General features: G+C 31.5%; 13 protein-coding genes. 1 reads left to right on the top strand and 12 read right to left on the bottom strand.

Translation table 11 applies throughout. The annotated features are described in order from the left end of the window. Positions 1–23: 23 nt before the first annotated feature. The 12 genes from ACN5J5_RS00380 to ACN5J5_RS00325 all read right to left on the bottom strand — a co-directional run bounded on the left by ACN5J5_RS00380 (position 24) and on the right by ACN5J5_RS00325 (position 12,834). Positions 24–962 carry a hypothetical protein gene (locus ACN5J5_RS00380; protein ID WP_418645390.1) on the bottom strand — a complete coding sequence of 313 codons (939 nt, stop codon included), beginning with the start codon at positions 960–962 and terminating at the stop codon, positions 24–26. Positions 963–1,060: 98 nt separating this feature from the next. Beyond that, the gene (locus tag ACN5J5_RS00375) at positions 1,061–2,125 is read right to left on the bottom strand and encodes a D-alanine--D-alanine ligase (protein WP_418645389.1); all 1,065 of its coding nucleotides are present in this window, start codon (positions 2,123–2,125) and stop codon (positions 1,061–1,063) included. A 1-nt stretch (position 2,126) separates the two neighbouring features. Then, entirely contained in the window at positions 2,127–2,366 is a 240-nt protein-coding gene (locus tag ACN5J5_RS00370) for a DUF6095 family protein (protein WP_068704929.1), read from the bottom strand. Beyond that, on the bottom strand, positions 2,359–3,174 hold the full coding sequence (gene murQ / locus ACN5J5_RS00365) for an N-acetylmuramic acid 6-phosphate etherase (RefSeq protein WP_418645388.1): 816 nt from the start codon (positions 3,172–3,174) through the stop codon (positions 2,359–2,361). The genes ACN5J5_RS00370 and murQ overlap by 8 nt, the downstream gene beginning before the upstream one ends. A 90-nt stretch (positions 3,175–3,264) precedes the next feature. Beyond that, entirely contained in the window at positions 3,265–5,490 is a 2,226-nt protein-coding gene (locus ACN5J5_RS00360) for an NADP-dependent isocitrate dehydrogenase (protein ID WP_418645387.1), read from the bottom strand. A 702-nt stretch (positions 5,491–6,192) separates the two neighbouring features. Next, the gene (rplS, locus tag ACN5J5_RS00355; RefSeq protein WP_418645386.1) at positions 6,193–6,540 is read right to left on the bottom strand and encodes a 50S ribosomal protein L19; all 348 of its coding nucleotides are present in this window, start codon (positions 6,538–6,540) and stop codon (positions 6,193–6,195) included. Positions 6,541–6,688: 148 nt separating this feature from the next. Beyond that, positions 6,689–7,366 carry a tRNA (guanosine(37)-N1)-methyltransferase TrmD gene (gene trmD / locus ACN5J5_RS00350; RefSeq protein WP_418645385.1) on the bottom strand — a complete coding sequence of 226 codons (678 nt, stop codon included), beginning with the start codon at positions 7,364–7,366 and terminating at the stop codon, positions 6,689–6,691. Positions 7,367–7,396: 30 nt separating this feature from the next. Continuing rightward, on the bottom strand, positions 7,397–8,257 hold the full coding sequence (locus ACN5J5_RS00345) for an RluA family pseudouridine synthase (RefSeq protein ID WP_418645384.1): 861 nt from the start codon (positions 8,255–8,257) through the stop codon (positions 7,397–7,399). A gap of 152 nt (positions 8,258–8,409) precedes the next feature. Then, positions 8,410–8,832, bottom strand: coding sequence for a VOC family protein (locus tag ACN5J5_RS00340; protein ID WP_418645383.1), 423 nt, complete (start codon positions 8,830–8,832; stop codon positions 8,410–8,412). Between the two features lie 82 nt (positions 8,833–8,914). Beyond that, positions 8,915–10,606 (bottom strand): gamma-glutamyltransferase, encoded by a 1,692-nt coding sequence (gene ggt, locus ACN5J5_RS00335; RefSeq protein ID WP_418645382.1) that lies wholly within the window; start codon positions 10,604–10,606, stop codon positions 8,915–8,917. Between the two features lie 4 nt (positions 10,607–10,610). Then, positions 10,611–11,198: an ACP phosphodiesterase gene (locus ACN5J5_RS00330; RefSeq protein ID WP_418645381.1), complete on the bottom strand. Its 588-nt coding sequence runs from the start codon at positions 11,196–11,198 to the stop codon at positions 10,611–10,613. A gap of 172 nt (positions 11,199–11,370) precedes the next feature. Next, complete coding sequence (locus tag ACN5J5_RS00325) at positions 11,371–12,834, bottom strand: aminoacyl-histidine dipeptidase (RefSeq protein ID WP_418645380.1); 1,464 nt, start codon at positions 12,832–12,834, stop codon at positions 11,371–11,373. A 153-nt stretch (positions 12,835–12,987) separates the two neighbouring features. Between ACN5J5_RS00325 and recR the strand changes: the two genes are divergently transcribed. Then, entirely contained in the window at positions 12,988–13,605 is a 618-nt protein-coding gene (gene recR, locus ACN5J5_RS00320; RefSeq protein WP_418645379.1) for a recombination mediator RecR, read from the top strand. The last annotated feature ends 19 nt before the right edge of the window (positions 13,606–13,624 follow it).

Below are 13,624 nucleotides of genomic sequence, written 5' to 3'. Positions count from 1 at the left end.
AAATTTTAAAAAGGGGTTTGTTATTAATATAATTGAACTATTCTTATTTCGTCACCTGCATAACATATTGCATCAGGTTCTATTTCTATTGTAGCGTTGTTTACTATGGTAAAATCTATTCTAACACCGTTTCTGTATACGTTAATTTTATCGTTTGAATAAATTGTTAATCCAGAGAATGTTTGTTGGTTATCAATTGCTATAATTTTAGTAACTTCTTCTCGTAATAAATCTGAAGGATCTATTTTTCGTAATTGCCCAGTAGTATTATTTACAGTTACAATAGCATCTTGAGTAGTATCTCCGTTTTCTAAGCCAGTAATAGCTAATGTATTGGTAACATCAGTTTGTATAGTTGTAGGTTTTATTAATACTCCACCTAGTTGTATGGTGTTACTAGCATCAACCAAAAGACCATTATTTGCATTAGGAACTGTATTTGAACTTACCCAACCAGTTCCGTCATAGGCATAAATTATCCCTGTTGTAGTATCAACATACACATCACCAGCTAATGCATCAGTAATTGTTGTATTGTTAGGGATACCATTACCTCTTCTGGGGTTGTTATCTATAGCAATCCAGTTATTCCCATCCCAAATACTTGCGGTATTATTTTGAGTATCATTGATCCAGAAATCACCGAGATTATTATTTATAGGAGGCGTTTGTTGTGTTGATACTTGAATTGCAGCTCCTGTGTTGCATAAATTTTTCCAAGAAGTTCCATCATACATAAAAACACAATCTTCATCAGTATTATATACTAATGCACCCCTTAATGGTACAATTGCACTCATTTGAGAGTTTGACATACGACTGATAACTATAGCTTTATCTGTGCTTTCTAATTCTAAAATAGAACTAGAATGGATCATAGAAGGATTATCGCCTATCTTTACTTGAGAGAAAAGAGAGGTTTTAATTAAGAAAATAAGTATAAGTAATAGTTTTATTTTCATGCTACAAGGAAAATTAAAGACGCTAAAGTAATCATTTTTTTTAACTTATAAATAATTGTCGTTATAATATTTGGACACCTATTTTACATTTAAGTCACTTATAAATAAGTTTTAAGATTTTTTTTTATGTGTGATAGGTGTTTTTTTAATTGTAAAATTTCTACAGAAAAGTGTTTTGTGTTTTTATAAGGAATGTTAAGTTTTTTATTATTTACAGTTGCTATTTTATAGATACTTTTCCAGTGCGTCCTTATTGTTTTTAATGCTTGAAAATAAGTAAATTTTTTTGCATCGTATATGTGGGTTGGCTCTGCCAAAATACCATTGATTTCTATAATTTTAAAATCTGTGCCATTTTCTAAAGAAGAAAAAGAATTGTATTTTAAATCAATTCGTCCATAATACCAACCAGGAATTTTTTTATTAAGTGTGTCAAAAGTTTTAATTAATGTTTTACTAATTAAATGGTTTCCGTTAATAAATTGAGTTCCTTTTGAGTGATTTCCTATAGCAGTAAGTTTTACAACTTTATCTTTATAGGGAACTGTATTTAATTTATTTTGATGAATTTCGGTAAATAATTCTATATATAATTTTGCCCTTTCATCATTTAAAATTAATTCTTTTAAAGTGCTTTTTCCGTCGCCAGTAACGGCTAAAAATTTTTTCAGGGTTAAAGAGGTAATGTTTCCAGTTTTGTTTTCTGGATACCGAAAATATAAAACGCCACATTCATTTTCATAGTTTAAAAATTCTTGAATAATAATGGCTATCATTCCATACTTTTTAAAGTAGGTTTGTAACTCAGTTTCGGTATGTACTTTTTGTACTAACAGGCCTCTAAAACCAATGTCTGGTTTTGCTATTAAAGGAAATTGAATTTGTTGCTCATTAATAGCTGTAATTATTTTATTATACTCCGTATTAGGTTTTATTAATATAGTTTTAGGGCGATATTTTTCAGGAATGAGCATGGTTGTTTCGAACTTAGATTCGGTGCCGATTCCAGAATTTTTAATACAAGGGTTTGTGGCTGTGTAAAAAGACAGGTGTTTCGCTTTTATAGCCAAATAAAATGCATAGGGTAAGTTAGGAATGTAAAACATATAAGAAGGCCAATGCTCCCAGTTTATAAGTTTTTTTAGGGTGGTATTTTTTCTCAAATTATTTTTGAAATAAATTATCTAAAAATGCTTTTATTGTTTTAAATCCGAAGTAAACAGTGTATAAGAGTAAAAAAATACCAATACCTAATATTGCATAGGCAATATAATTTTTAGGGTTTTCGGTGTAAATTTTTAAAGCTTTAAACCCGATGCTTACTATTATTGGAGATGTAATTAATAAACCCAAAAGGATTAAAAATTTTTTTACAATTTTATCAAAAGTTATTTGTTTAGGCATTGGTATGGTTTTTTATAACATCACGAACATTTCCGTACTTTTTTAATAATTTACTTGCAGTTACTTGGTCGATGTTTAATTCAGAAACTAACATTTTTTCTCCTCTTTTTACCAACTTATTATTAGATAGTTGCATATCAACCATTTTATTACCTTTTACTTTACCTAGTTGAATCATTGTAGCGGTAGATAGCATGTTTAAAACTAATTTTTGAGCAGTTCCGGCTTTCATACGAGAGCTACCAGTTACAAACTCAGGTCCAACGACTACTTCGATAGGAAATTGAGCTGTTAAAGCTAACGGACTTGCTTGGTTGCAAGTAATACAACCTGTAATAATATCGTTTTTATTACATTCTTTTAATGCTGCAATTACATACGGAGTTGTGCCAGATGCGGCAATACCAATAACTACATCGTTTGAGGTTACGTTATGATTTTGTAAATCAATCCAACCTTGTGTTGTTGAATCTTCGGCGTTTTCTACCGCTTTTCTAATCGCAATATCTCCACCAGCAATAAGTCCAACCACTAATTCGTGTGGTACGCCAAAAGTAGGAGGGCACTCACTGGCATCTAAAATACCTAAACGACCGCTAGTACCAGCACCCATGTAAAACAATTTACCGCCATTTTTTAGTTTGTTAACTATTTGTGTGGTTAGTTTTTCTATTTGAGGTAGCGCTTTTTCAACAGCTAAAGGCACTGTTTTATCTTCTTTATTAATGTTTGATAATAATTCGGCAACAGTCATTTTTTCTAAATGATTGTATTTTGATGATTGTTCGGTTGTTTTTGTAAAACTCATAAAGCTAATTTACTAATTATAATATTTTTTGACATAAAAAAAGCAGGCGATTTTATCACCTGCTTTTTAATAATTGTATAAATAATACGTTTAAATACTTTGTAAAAGCGTATTTAAAGTAGTACTAGGTTTCATAATAGTATCGGCTAAATTATCAGTAGGTTGGTAATAACCACCAATGTTTACAGTTTTTCCTTGTACAGTATTTAACTCAGTAACAATTGCTTGTTCATTTTCTTTCAATTGCTGTGCAATAGGAGAAAATTGTGCTTTTAACTCAGCGTCTTTATTTTGATCAGCTAAAGCTTGTGCCCAATACATAGCAATATAAAAATGAGAACCTCTATTGTCTAACTCACCAGTTCTTCTAGAAGGTCCTTTTTTGTTGTCTAATAATTTATCAGTAGCATCATCTAAGGCTTCGGCTAAAACTTTTGCTTTTTCATTATTATTAGTTGTTCCTAAATGCTCTAAAGAAACCGCTAAAGCTAAAAATTCTCCTAAAGAATCCCAACGTAAATGATTTTCTTCAACTAATTGTTGTACGTGTTTTGGGGCAGAACCACCAGCACCAGTTTCAAACAATCCACCACCATTCATTAACGGTACAACTGATAACATTTTTGCAGATGTACCTAACTCTAAAATAGGGAATAAATCTGTTAAGTAATCACGTAATACATTTCCTGTTACAGAAATGGTGTCTTTACCGTCTTTTACTCTTTCTAAAGTATATTTAGTAGCTTCAACTTGCGATAAAATCTGAATCTCTAATCCGTCAGTATCGTGATTTTGTAAATATTTTTCTACTTTTTTAATGATTTCAGCATCGTGCGCTCTTTCTTTTCCTAACCAAAAAATAGCAGGAGTTTTAGAAGCTCTTGCGCGGGTAACTGCTAACTTAACCCAATCTTGAACAGGTGCATCTTTAGTTTGACACATTCTCCAAATATCTCCAGTTTCCACTTCGTGGGATAAAAGAGTCGTTCCGTTAGCATCAATTACTTCAACTTTTCCGTTCGAAGCAATTTCAAAAGTTTTATCATGCGATCCGTATTCTTCAGCTTTTTGAGCCATTAAACCAACATTAGGAACCGTACCCATTGTTGTAGGATCAAAAGCACCATTCTTTTTACAAAAATCGATAGTTTCTTGGTATAAACCTGCATAAGAACTATCAGGAATTACAGCCTTTGTGTCTTGTTGTTTTCCTGCTTTATTCCACATTTGTCCAGACGTACGAATCATTGCAGGCATAGAAGCATCAATAATTACATCCGAAGGAACGTGTAAATTGGTAATTCCTTTATCAGAATTTACCATAGCAACATCAGGATTGTTAGCGTAAATAGTTTCGATATCTGCTAAAATTTCCGCCTTTTTATCTGCTGATAATTCTTCAAGATTACTTACTAAATTTCCGAATCCGTTATTAACATCAACGCCAATTTTTTCAAAAGTTTGATTGTGTTTTGCAAATAAGTCTTTAAAGAAAACACGTACTGCATGACCAAAAATAATTGGGTCAGAAACTTTCATCATCGTTGCTTTCATATGTAAAGAAAATAACAATCCTTTTTCTTTAGTGTCTGCAACTTGTTCTGCTAAGAAAGCTAATAAAGCTTTTTTATTCATAACAGATCCGTCAATCACTTCACCAGCTAATAAAGAAACTTTTTCTTTTAACGTAGTTGTATTTCCGTTAGCATCCGTATGTACAATTTTTACATCAGTAGCGTTGTTTACAGTTACTGATTTTTCGGTATGTGCAAAATCTCCAGCAGTCATGGTAGAAACATGCGTTTCTGAATTAGAAGCCCAAGCGCCCATTGAATGCGGATTTTTACGTGCGTAATTTTTTACAGCCTTTGGTGCTCTACGGTCAGAGTTTCCTTCACGTAAAACAGGGTTTACCGCCGATCCTTTTACTTTATTATAACGTGCTAAAATTGCTTTTTCTTCATCGGTATTTGCTTCTTCCGGAAAATCTGGTAAAGCATAGCCTAAAGTTTGTAATTCTTTTATTGCCGCTTTTAATTGCGGTACAGAGGCAGAAATATTTGGTAACTTGATAATATTTGCTTCTGGTTTTTTAGCTAAATCTCCTAAAAAAGCCAGCGCATCTTCTACTTGTTGCTCTTTTGTTAAAAAATCTGAAAAGTTGGCAAGAATTCTACCCGCTAAAGAAATATCTTTAGTTTCTATTTCTATGTTTGATGATTTTGTAAAAGCTTTTACAATAGGTAAAAACGAACGTGTAGCTAACGCAGGAGCTTCATCCGTTTTTGTGTACATGATTTTAGCAGTTTTGCTCATATAGTAATTGTTTTAAGGTGGTATTTATTAAAAATACACACAGTAATCGTTAATTTTATTTTGAAGTACGGCAAATTTAAGAATTACGAGCGAGTTTTTTGATGCTAAAATGTTATTAATTAAGGTGTTTTGTTGTGAATTTGATAAAAAAAAGAAAGAAATATGTGTTTTTGATGTCAAAAATAAAAGCCATGTTATACAATTTCTTGTAGTAACATGGCTTTCTTTAAAATAATATTTATTTTGATATTGCTATCAAATACAGCAGTGTTCTGTACTTTTTTTAAAGCCTGCTTTATTATTTTAAATTGAAACATACATTTTACAAGTTTTTAATTTGTAAAACAGCAATGTTTCATTGTCTTTAAGTTAATAATCACTGTAAATCAACCTTACTTATAACAGCTACTTACAAATTAATTGAAGTAAATTTAATTAGAATTGATAAATGAGTTTAACACATTTAAAAACAATATATAAAGAACGTTTTTTCTGAATTTACTTTTATTGTTTAAAAAACACGTCTAAAAACAATAGGTTGCTGTAAATTCTACGTTAAAGATATAATTATTTTTTAAGTATTGTTGTTTTTTAAGAGTTTAAATATCAAGAAGATATGAACCTAAGTTATTAACAATTGTGAATAAAAAAAGCATCATATGTATATATGATGCTTTTAATTTTTTGAGAAAAAGAAACGTATTAGTTTCTTTTTTCTTTAATTCTTGCTTTTTTACCAGTAAGACCTCTAAAGTAGTAAATACGAGCTCTACGTACAACACCTCTTTTGTTTACTTCTATTTTTTGAATAGCAGGTAAGTTTATTGGGAAAATACGTTCAACTCCTACAGTACCAGACATTTTTCTGATAGTAAAAGTTTCTGATGTTCCAACTCCTCTTCTTTGAATTACAACTCCTCTAAAAAACTGAGTACGTACTTTTTCACCTTCTCTAATTTCGTAGTATACAGTAATTGTATCTCCAGCTGCAAATTCTGGTAATTCGTTTTTTGTTACAAATTCTTCTTGAACAAATTTTACTAAATCCATGGTAATCTTGTTTATATAGTTTTACTAAATAACATTCACGATTCTCGTCAGAGGTTATTTTGTGGCTGCGAAATTAATCAAAATATTATAAAATAAGAATTTTTATAAGGTATTATTTGTTAATTTTTTAAGATTAAAAACGCGTAGGTTATTCTTCTAATAAATCGGGTCTTATATTTTTAGTGTGTTCGTAGGCTTTTTCGTTTCTCCAAGCATCAATTTTAGGGAAATTTCCAGACAATAAAATATCAGGAACTTTCATTCCTTCATATTCGGCAGGTCTTGTATATACTGGTGGTGATAGTAAATTGTCTTGAAAAGAATCTGTTAAAGCAGATTGTTCATCGCCTAAAACACCAGGAATTAAACGTACCACAGCATCACACAAAATGGCAGCTGCTAATTCACCACCTGTTAAAACATAATCGCCAATAGAAATTTCTTTGGTAATAAATTTATCGCGTACCCGTTGATCTACACCTTTGTAATGCCCTGTTAAAATAATGATGTTTTCTTTTAACGAAAGCGTATTTGCAATAGATTGATTTAAGGTTTTTGCATCGGGAGTCATATAAATAATTTCATCATACGTTCTTTCGGCTTGTAATTTAGAAATGCATTTATCAATAGGTTCTATCATTAAAACCATGCCTGCGCCACCACCAAATTGCGTGTCGTCTAACTTTTTGTACGATCCAATTCCGTAATCACGTAAATTATGAAAATGAATTTCAGCCAAACCTTTATCAATAGCACGTTTCATCATTGAATGTTCAAACGGACTTTTTAGTAAATCTGGGGCAACGGTAATAATATCTATTCGCATGTTGGCAAAGATATATTTTTTAAAGTAAAATTACATAGCAAATATCTTATTGAATTTCTTCGGAAGTGCTTTTGTAATGTTAATTTGTTCTTTCGTAAACGGATGTTTAAATTTTAAAGTTGATGCATGTAAATACAACCCTTTTCCGTTTAAAATTAATTCGTTAATACAGTGTTCTTTATCGCCTAAAATAGGATTTTTTATCGATAATAAATGTTTTCTTAATTGGTGTTTTCGTCCAGTTTTTGGTGTTAACTTCACTAAATTTAAGGTATCAAAACGTTTTGATAAAACGGTTTTTAAAACCTCATAGCGTGTAAAAGCATTTTTAGTATCAATAGGAGTATTAATTACGCCTTTTTTTTCCATTTTTCCGATGGTTATTGCGTGGTATGTTTTTTCAATTTCCTTGTTTTCAAATAATTGATTTAAAGCGATAATACTTGCACTTGTTTTTCCGATTAATAAAAGGCCGCTTGTGGGATAGTCTAATCGATGTACTGGTCTTGGGCGAACAGCATTTATTAAGGTGCTTTTTGTTAGGTTTTGCAGTAAAGCATTATCTATCGTTGCAAATGAATTACCACTTACTAAAATACCAGAAGGTTTATAAATAATGGCTAAGTAATCGTCTTCAAAAAGAATTTCTAACGGAAAATTAAATTGTTTAAAAGTGGTGTTTTCTCCTGTTTTATATAATTCTATAAGCTCATTACCATTTATAAATAGGGCAGTAGTGGCAATTTTACCATCTACTAAAATCAATTCTTTTTTAATTGCTTTTTTTAAACCAGATTTAGTCGGAATTGTTTTAAAAATACCAACTCCGTATTCTTGTAATCGAATCGATTTTTCTAGTGAGGGAACTTTATGAGTTTCTGATATGGTCATTATCTTTTGAAAATCCTTTTTTTAGCATCATTCTAAATTTACTTTAATATATCAGAATGCTATTTTAATCGATATGAATCATTTATTATGTGAACCTGAAACAAGTTCAGGTTGACGAAATTGGTTGATGATTATCATTAAACATCTTGTGATTATTTGGCAAATAACTGATCAATATCTTTAAAAGCTTTAAATTCTAACGCATTGTTTTCGGGATCGTTAAAAAACATGGTTGCTTGTTCGCCAACTTTACCTTTAAAACGAATGGTTGGTTGGATGATAAAATTAATACCTAATTTTTTTAACCTTTCAGATAAAGTATTCCAATCTTTCCAAGTTAAAACAACGCCAAAATGAGGTACGGGTACATCGTGTCCGTCAACAGGATTTGTAATTGCTTTTGTAGGTAAGTAATTTTCCTTTTGATGAATAACTAATTGATGCCCGAAAAAATTAAAATCTACCCAATGTTTACTACTTCTACCTTCTTTACACTGTAAAATGTCTTTGTAAAAAGTTCTACACTTTTTTAAATTCTGAACAGGAATGGCTAAATGGAATGGTTGTGCTTGCATTATTTTTAAAGTTTTAAAGTTGAGATTTCTCTACTGCGCTCGGAATGATATTTGTTATAAAATTTCATTTTTGTTAACTGAATTAAAATCCAACTGCTTTATCATCTCCTCTTGGGTCTGCGCCACCTTCTAGTTTTCCGTTAGGTAATACCAAAATACCTTCAACTTTACCAATAACAGGAGTATCTTTTTCATTTAAAAGATATCCTAATTTTTGTAAGTTTTGTGTTACATTTTTATCAAAACCATTAGGTTCCATCATAATAACATCTGGCAACCATTGATGGTGAAAACGAGGTTGATTAATAGCTTCTTGCATGCCCATTTTAAATTCATGAACGTTTAAAATGGTTTGTAAAACAGAAGTGATAATTGTAGATCCGCCTGGGGTTCCTACCACCATCCAAAGTTTATTGTTTTTTTCTACAATTGTGGGAGTCATTGAACTTAACATGCGTTTTTCTGGAGCAATTTCATTCGCTTTTGCACCAATTAAACCAAACATATTTGGTACACCTGGCTTGCTGCTAAAATCGTCCATTTCGTTATTTAAAAAGAAACCTAAATCTGCACAATATAATTTAGAACCATAAGCGCCATTTATGGTAGTTGTAACAGAAACGGCGTTTCCGAATTTATCAACAATAGAATAGTGAGTGGTTTCGTTGCTTTCAATCATTTCAATATTACCATGAGAAACGGTTTTAGAACTGGTTGGTTTTTTAAAAGAAAAATTATCCATTCTATATTTTGTATATTCTTTACTAATTAAAGTGTCTAACGGAATTTTAACAAAATCAGGATCTCCTAAAAAATAACTTCTGTCTGCATAAGCACGCCTTTCAGCTTCGGTAATAATTTGAATTGTTTTAGTTGTATTATGTCCAAATTCATCTAAATTAAAAGGTTCAATAGCGTTCATTATTTGTGCTAAACAAATACCTCCACTAGAAGGTGGTGACATAGAAATTACTCGTAAATCATCATATTTAAAAGTAATTGGAGTTCGCCATTGTGCCTCGTATTTAGCTAAATCTTCTTCGGTTATAATTCCGCCATTAGCTTGCATAAACTTAACTAATCGTTTGGCAGTTTCTCCTTTGTAAAACTCGTTTTTACCATTTTTTAAAATACGCTCTAAAGTTTTTGCTAACGCAGGATACTTTATGGTGTCGTTCTTTTTCCAGAGTTTATCAAAAATAATTGAATCTTTATTTACTTTACGAAAAGAAGGTTGGTGTTTTTTGATACGATTTTCTTGTTTTTTAGTAACAATAACGCCTTTTTTAGCTAAAGCAATTACAGGGGTTAATATAGTTGAGATTGGTAAAGAACCAAATTTTTTATGAGCAGCAAAAACTCCGGCTACTGTACCAGGTACACCAACAGCCATGGCTCCGAGCGTACTTTTGTTTTCAATAACATTATTGTTGTTGTCTAAAAACATGTTTTTAGATGAAGCTAAAGGTGCTTTTTCACGATAATCTAAGGCGCCAATTTCTCCGTTGTTTTTTCGGTAAACCATAAATCCGCCGCCACCTAAATTACCAGCATACGGATACGCAACAGCTAAAGCTAGTTCGGTTGCCACCATGGCATCAAAAGCATTTCCTCCTTTTTTAAGAATGTCGATTCCGATTTTTGAAGCTTCTTCACGAGCGGAAACTACCATTGCATTATTGGTAATTAAACCTGTAATTTTTTCTTTATGAGACGTTTTTTTACAGCTTACTATAATTGATAGAAAAAAAACAAGTGCTAAATATTTTTTCATAAACTTAATTGGTTTTGTTTATTTTTTTGTTGCAAAAATTACGCAAGTCTTCAAAAAATAAAGTAAAATCATCTTCAAATAATTGGTAATGAATTAGTAAATCTTCCGAAGCTAAATTCATTTGAGATTTGCCTTGGGTTCTTTTATTCATGCCATTTAAAACCAACTGAATTCCTTTAGCAAACTGATAATTATATAGCCAGTTATATTGTATCATATAAGGTAAAATTCCTTGTGTTTTTTCAGGGAGTATTTCAATGTTTTCTTGTAGTAATTGATATACAGATTTTGCATAAATGTTTAATGGAATAGCGGAGTATTTTTGCCAGTTTTTTGCTAAAAAATGGTCGTAAAAAATATCAATAATCACTCCGTCGTAATGTCGGTAGCGTTCGTGTAAACGGCGTTTGCTTTTTCTAACAATTTCATGCGCATCTGTATAAGTATCAATTTCACGATGTAAAAGAATGCCTTTTTTAATTTCTTCGTTAAAATGATCAAATTTATTCCCTTTAATATGATCGGCAATAAAATTACCAATCATTAATTCGGTATTGTTGCCCGATAAGTATAAATGTGCTAAAAAATTCATTTGATAAATGTAAACAAAAAGAGGCTGTTTAAAAAGTAATTGAAATTGCCATTCTGAATTTATTTCAGAATCTTACCATATTGCGTATCAATCAATATGAGAACCTAAAATAAATTTAGGTTGACAAAAACGTCACTTTTTAAACAGCCTTTTTAATATTTGTAAACTGTTGTTAGTTTTTAGCAGGAATATTCTTTAAAATTTCTAATAAAAATTTCCAATATTTTTGTGTTGATGATATTTGAGCACGTTCATCAGGTGAATGTGCACCTTTAATATTTGGCCCGAAAGAAACCATATCCATGTCAGGATAATTTTGTCCTAAAATTCCACATTCTAATCCAGCATGGCAAGCAGCAACGTTTGCTTTTTCACCATGTAAGTTTTCGTATAATTTATCTACAACTTTAAGAATTTCAGAATTTACGTTTGGCAACCAACCTGGGTACGATCCTGAAAATTCTACATCAAAACCAGCTAATTCAAAAGCCGAACGTAACGAGTTTGCTAAATCCCATTTGTTAGTTTCAGATGATGAACGTGTTAAGCATCCTATTTTAATAGCGCCGTCTTTAACAATTACACGAGCAATATTGTTAGAGGTTTCTACCAATCCTTTAATATCTGGACTCATGCGATACACACCGTTTAAAGCAGTGTAAAGCGCTTTAATTAACCCTTCTTGAACACCTAAATCCATTACGTTTTTAGGAGTGTCAATAACTGTTAATTCAATAGATAAATTAGGTTCTAATGTTTTAAATTCAGCTTTAATATTGTTAATTAATTCATGAATTTCAAACAAAAAAGGTTCTTTTGATGCGGTGTCAATCACTACGTTAGCAAAGCTTTCACGCGGAATAGCATTTCGTAAACTACCTCCATTAATTTCAGTAACTCTTAATCCGAAGTTTGTAAAACCATCAAATAATAAACGGTTCATTATTTTATTCGCATTCCCTAATCCTTTAATGATGTCCATTCCAGAATGTCCTCCGTTTAAACCCGTAACAGAAATTTTAAAAGTACTAGTATTATCAGGTGTTGTTTCTTCTTTGTAGGTTCTGGTAGCAGTAACATCTACACCACCAGCACATCCCATACCAATTTCATCATCTTCTTCGGTGTCTAGGTTTAGTAAGATTTCTCCTTCTAAAATTCCGCCTTCTAATCCCATGGCACCTGTCATACCAGTTTCTTCATCAATTGTAAATAAAGCCTCGATAGTTGGGTGAACTATGTCTGTAGCTTCTAAAACAGCCATAATAGAAGCAACGCCTAAGCCATTGTCGGCACCAAGAGTTGTTCCGTTTGCTTTTACCCAATCTCCATCTATAAACATTTTAATTCCTTCAGTATCAAAATCAAAAACAGTGTCAGCATTTTTTTGATGCACCATATCTAAATGACTTTGCATTACAATGGTTTTGCGATTTTCCATTCCGGCAGAAGCAGGTTTACGGATAATTACGTTACCAACTTTGTCAACCATGGTTTTAAGATTTAGGTTTTTACCAAAATCAACCATAAACTGAATCACTCTTTCTTCTTTTTTTGAAGGACGAGGAACAGCGTTTAAAAGTGCAAAATTTTTCCAAACAGCTTTTGGTTCTATGTTTTTAATATCTGAATTCATTGTAAAATGTTTGTTTAAATTTAAAGTACGAAGATACTTTTTTTAATCGCAGGGCGGTAGCCAAAAAAGTGATTATTTGCTGGATGTTTTTTATGGAATAATTGATGTGATGTGTAATGCTGTTTGCTAATTGAAAAATTGTAAATTCGCGCCATGGATTTTTCGTCAAAATTATTAGAAAGAGCAGTAGATGAAGTGAGTAGATTGCCAGGTATTGGTAAGCGAACTGCGCTTCGTTTGGTGTTGCATTTGTTAAAGCAGCCGAATGAGAACACCAAGTTTTTAACTGAAGCTTTAACGCATTTAAGAAACGATGTAAAATCGTGTACTAAATGCCATAATATTTCGGATACTGTTTTATGTGAAATTTGTAATAACCCGAATAGAAATGCAACGATAGTTTGTGTTGTTGAAGATATTCGTGATGTAATGGCAATTGAAAATACAGCACAGTTTAGAGGCGTATATCATGTGTTGGGTGGTAAAATATCGCCTATTGAAGGTGTTGGTCCTCAGAATTTACAAATAGAATCTTTAGTAAATAAGGTAAAAGATGGTGAGGTAAAAGAATTGATTTTCGCATTAAGTTCTACGATGGAAGGAGATACCACTAATTTTTATATTTATAAGCAAATAGAACAGTTTGATGTTACAACATCAACCATTGCACGCGGAATTTCAGTTGGTGATGAGTTAGAATATGCTGATGAAGTTACGCTCGGTAGAAGTATTGTAAATCGTATTCCTTTTGAGCAATCGATAAAAGGGTAAAAAAAAGTGAAGTTTAAAA

It is taken from the genome of Tenacibaculum insulae (assembly GCF_964512435.1).
Taxonomy (GTDB): Bacteria; Bacteroidota; Bacteroidia; order Flavobacteriales; family Flavobacteriaceae; genus Polaribacter; species Polaribacter insulae_A.
The sequence above is the reverse complement of the archived record's forward strand: the minus strand, read 5'-3'. Positions and strand labels throughout refer to the sequence as shown.

Excerpts from the sequence above, each read along its gene's own strand:
- ACN5J5_RS00325 (WP_418645380.1), bottom strand. The coding sequence starts at position 12,834 with ATGAATTCAGATATTAAAAACATAGAACCAAAAGCTGTTTGGAAAAAT.
- ACN5J5_RS00360 (WP_418645387.1), bottom strand. The coding sequence starts at position 5,490 with ATGAGCAAAACTGCTAAAATCATGTACACAAAAACGGATGAAGCTCCT.
- ggt (WP_418645382.1), bottom strand. The coding sequence starts at position 10,606 with ATGAAAAAATATTTAGCACTTGTTTTTTTTCTATCAATTATAGTAAGC.
- ACN5J5_RS00340 (WP_418645383.1), bottom strand. The coding sequence starts at position 8,832 with ATGCAAGCACAACCATTCCATTTAGCCATTCCTGTTCAGAATTTAAAA.
- rplS (WP_418645386.1), bottom strand. The coding sequence starts at position 6,540 with ATGGATTTAGTAAAATTTGTTCAAGAAGAATTTGTAACAAAAAACGAA.
- ACN5J5_RS00380 (WP_418645390.1), bottom strand. The coding sequence starts at position 962 with ATGAAAATAAAACTATTACTTATACTTATTTTCTTAATTAAAACCTCT.
- ACN5J5_RS00370 (WP_068704929.1), bottom strand. The coding sequence starts at position 2,366 with ATGCCTAAACAAATAACTTTTGATAAAATTGTAAAAAAATTTTTAATC.
- trmD (WP_418645385.1), bottom strand. The coding sequence starts at position 7,366 with ATGCGAATAGATATTATTACCGTTGCCCCAGATTTACTAAAAAGTCCG.
- ACN5J5_RS00345 (WP_418645384.1), bottom strand. The coding sequence starts at position 8,257 with ATGACCATATCAGAAACTCATAAAGTTCCCTCACTAGAAAAATCGATT.
- ACN5J5_RS00330 (WP_418645381.1), bottom strand. The coding sequence starts at position 11,198 with ATGAATTTTTTAGCACATTTATACTTATCGGGCAACAATACCGAATTA.
- recR (WP_418645379.1), top strand. The coding sequence starts at position 12,988 with ATGGATTTTTCGTCAAAATTATTAGAAAGAGCAGTAGATGAAGTGAGT.
- murQ (WP_418645388.1), bottom strand. The coding sequence starts at position 3,174 with ATGAGTTTTACAAAAACAACCGAACAATCATCAAAATACAATCATTTA.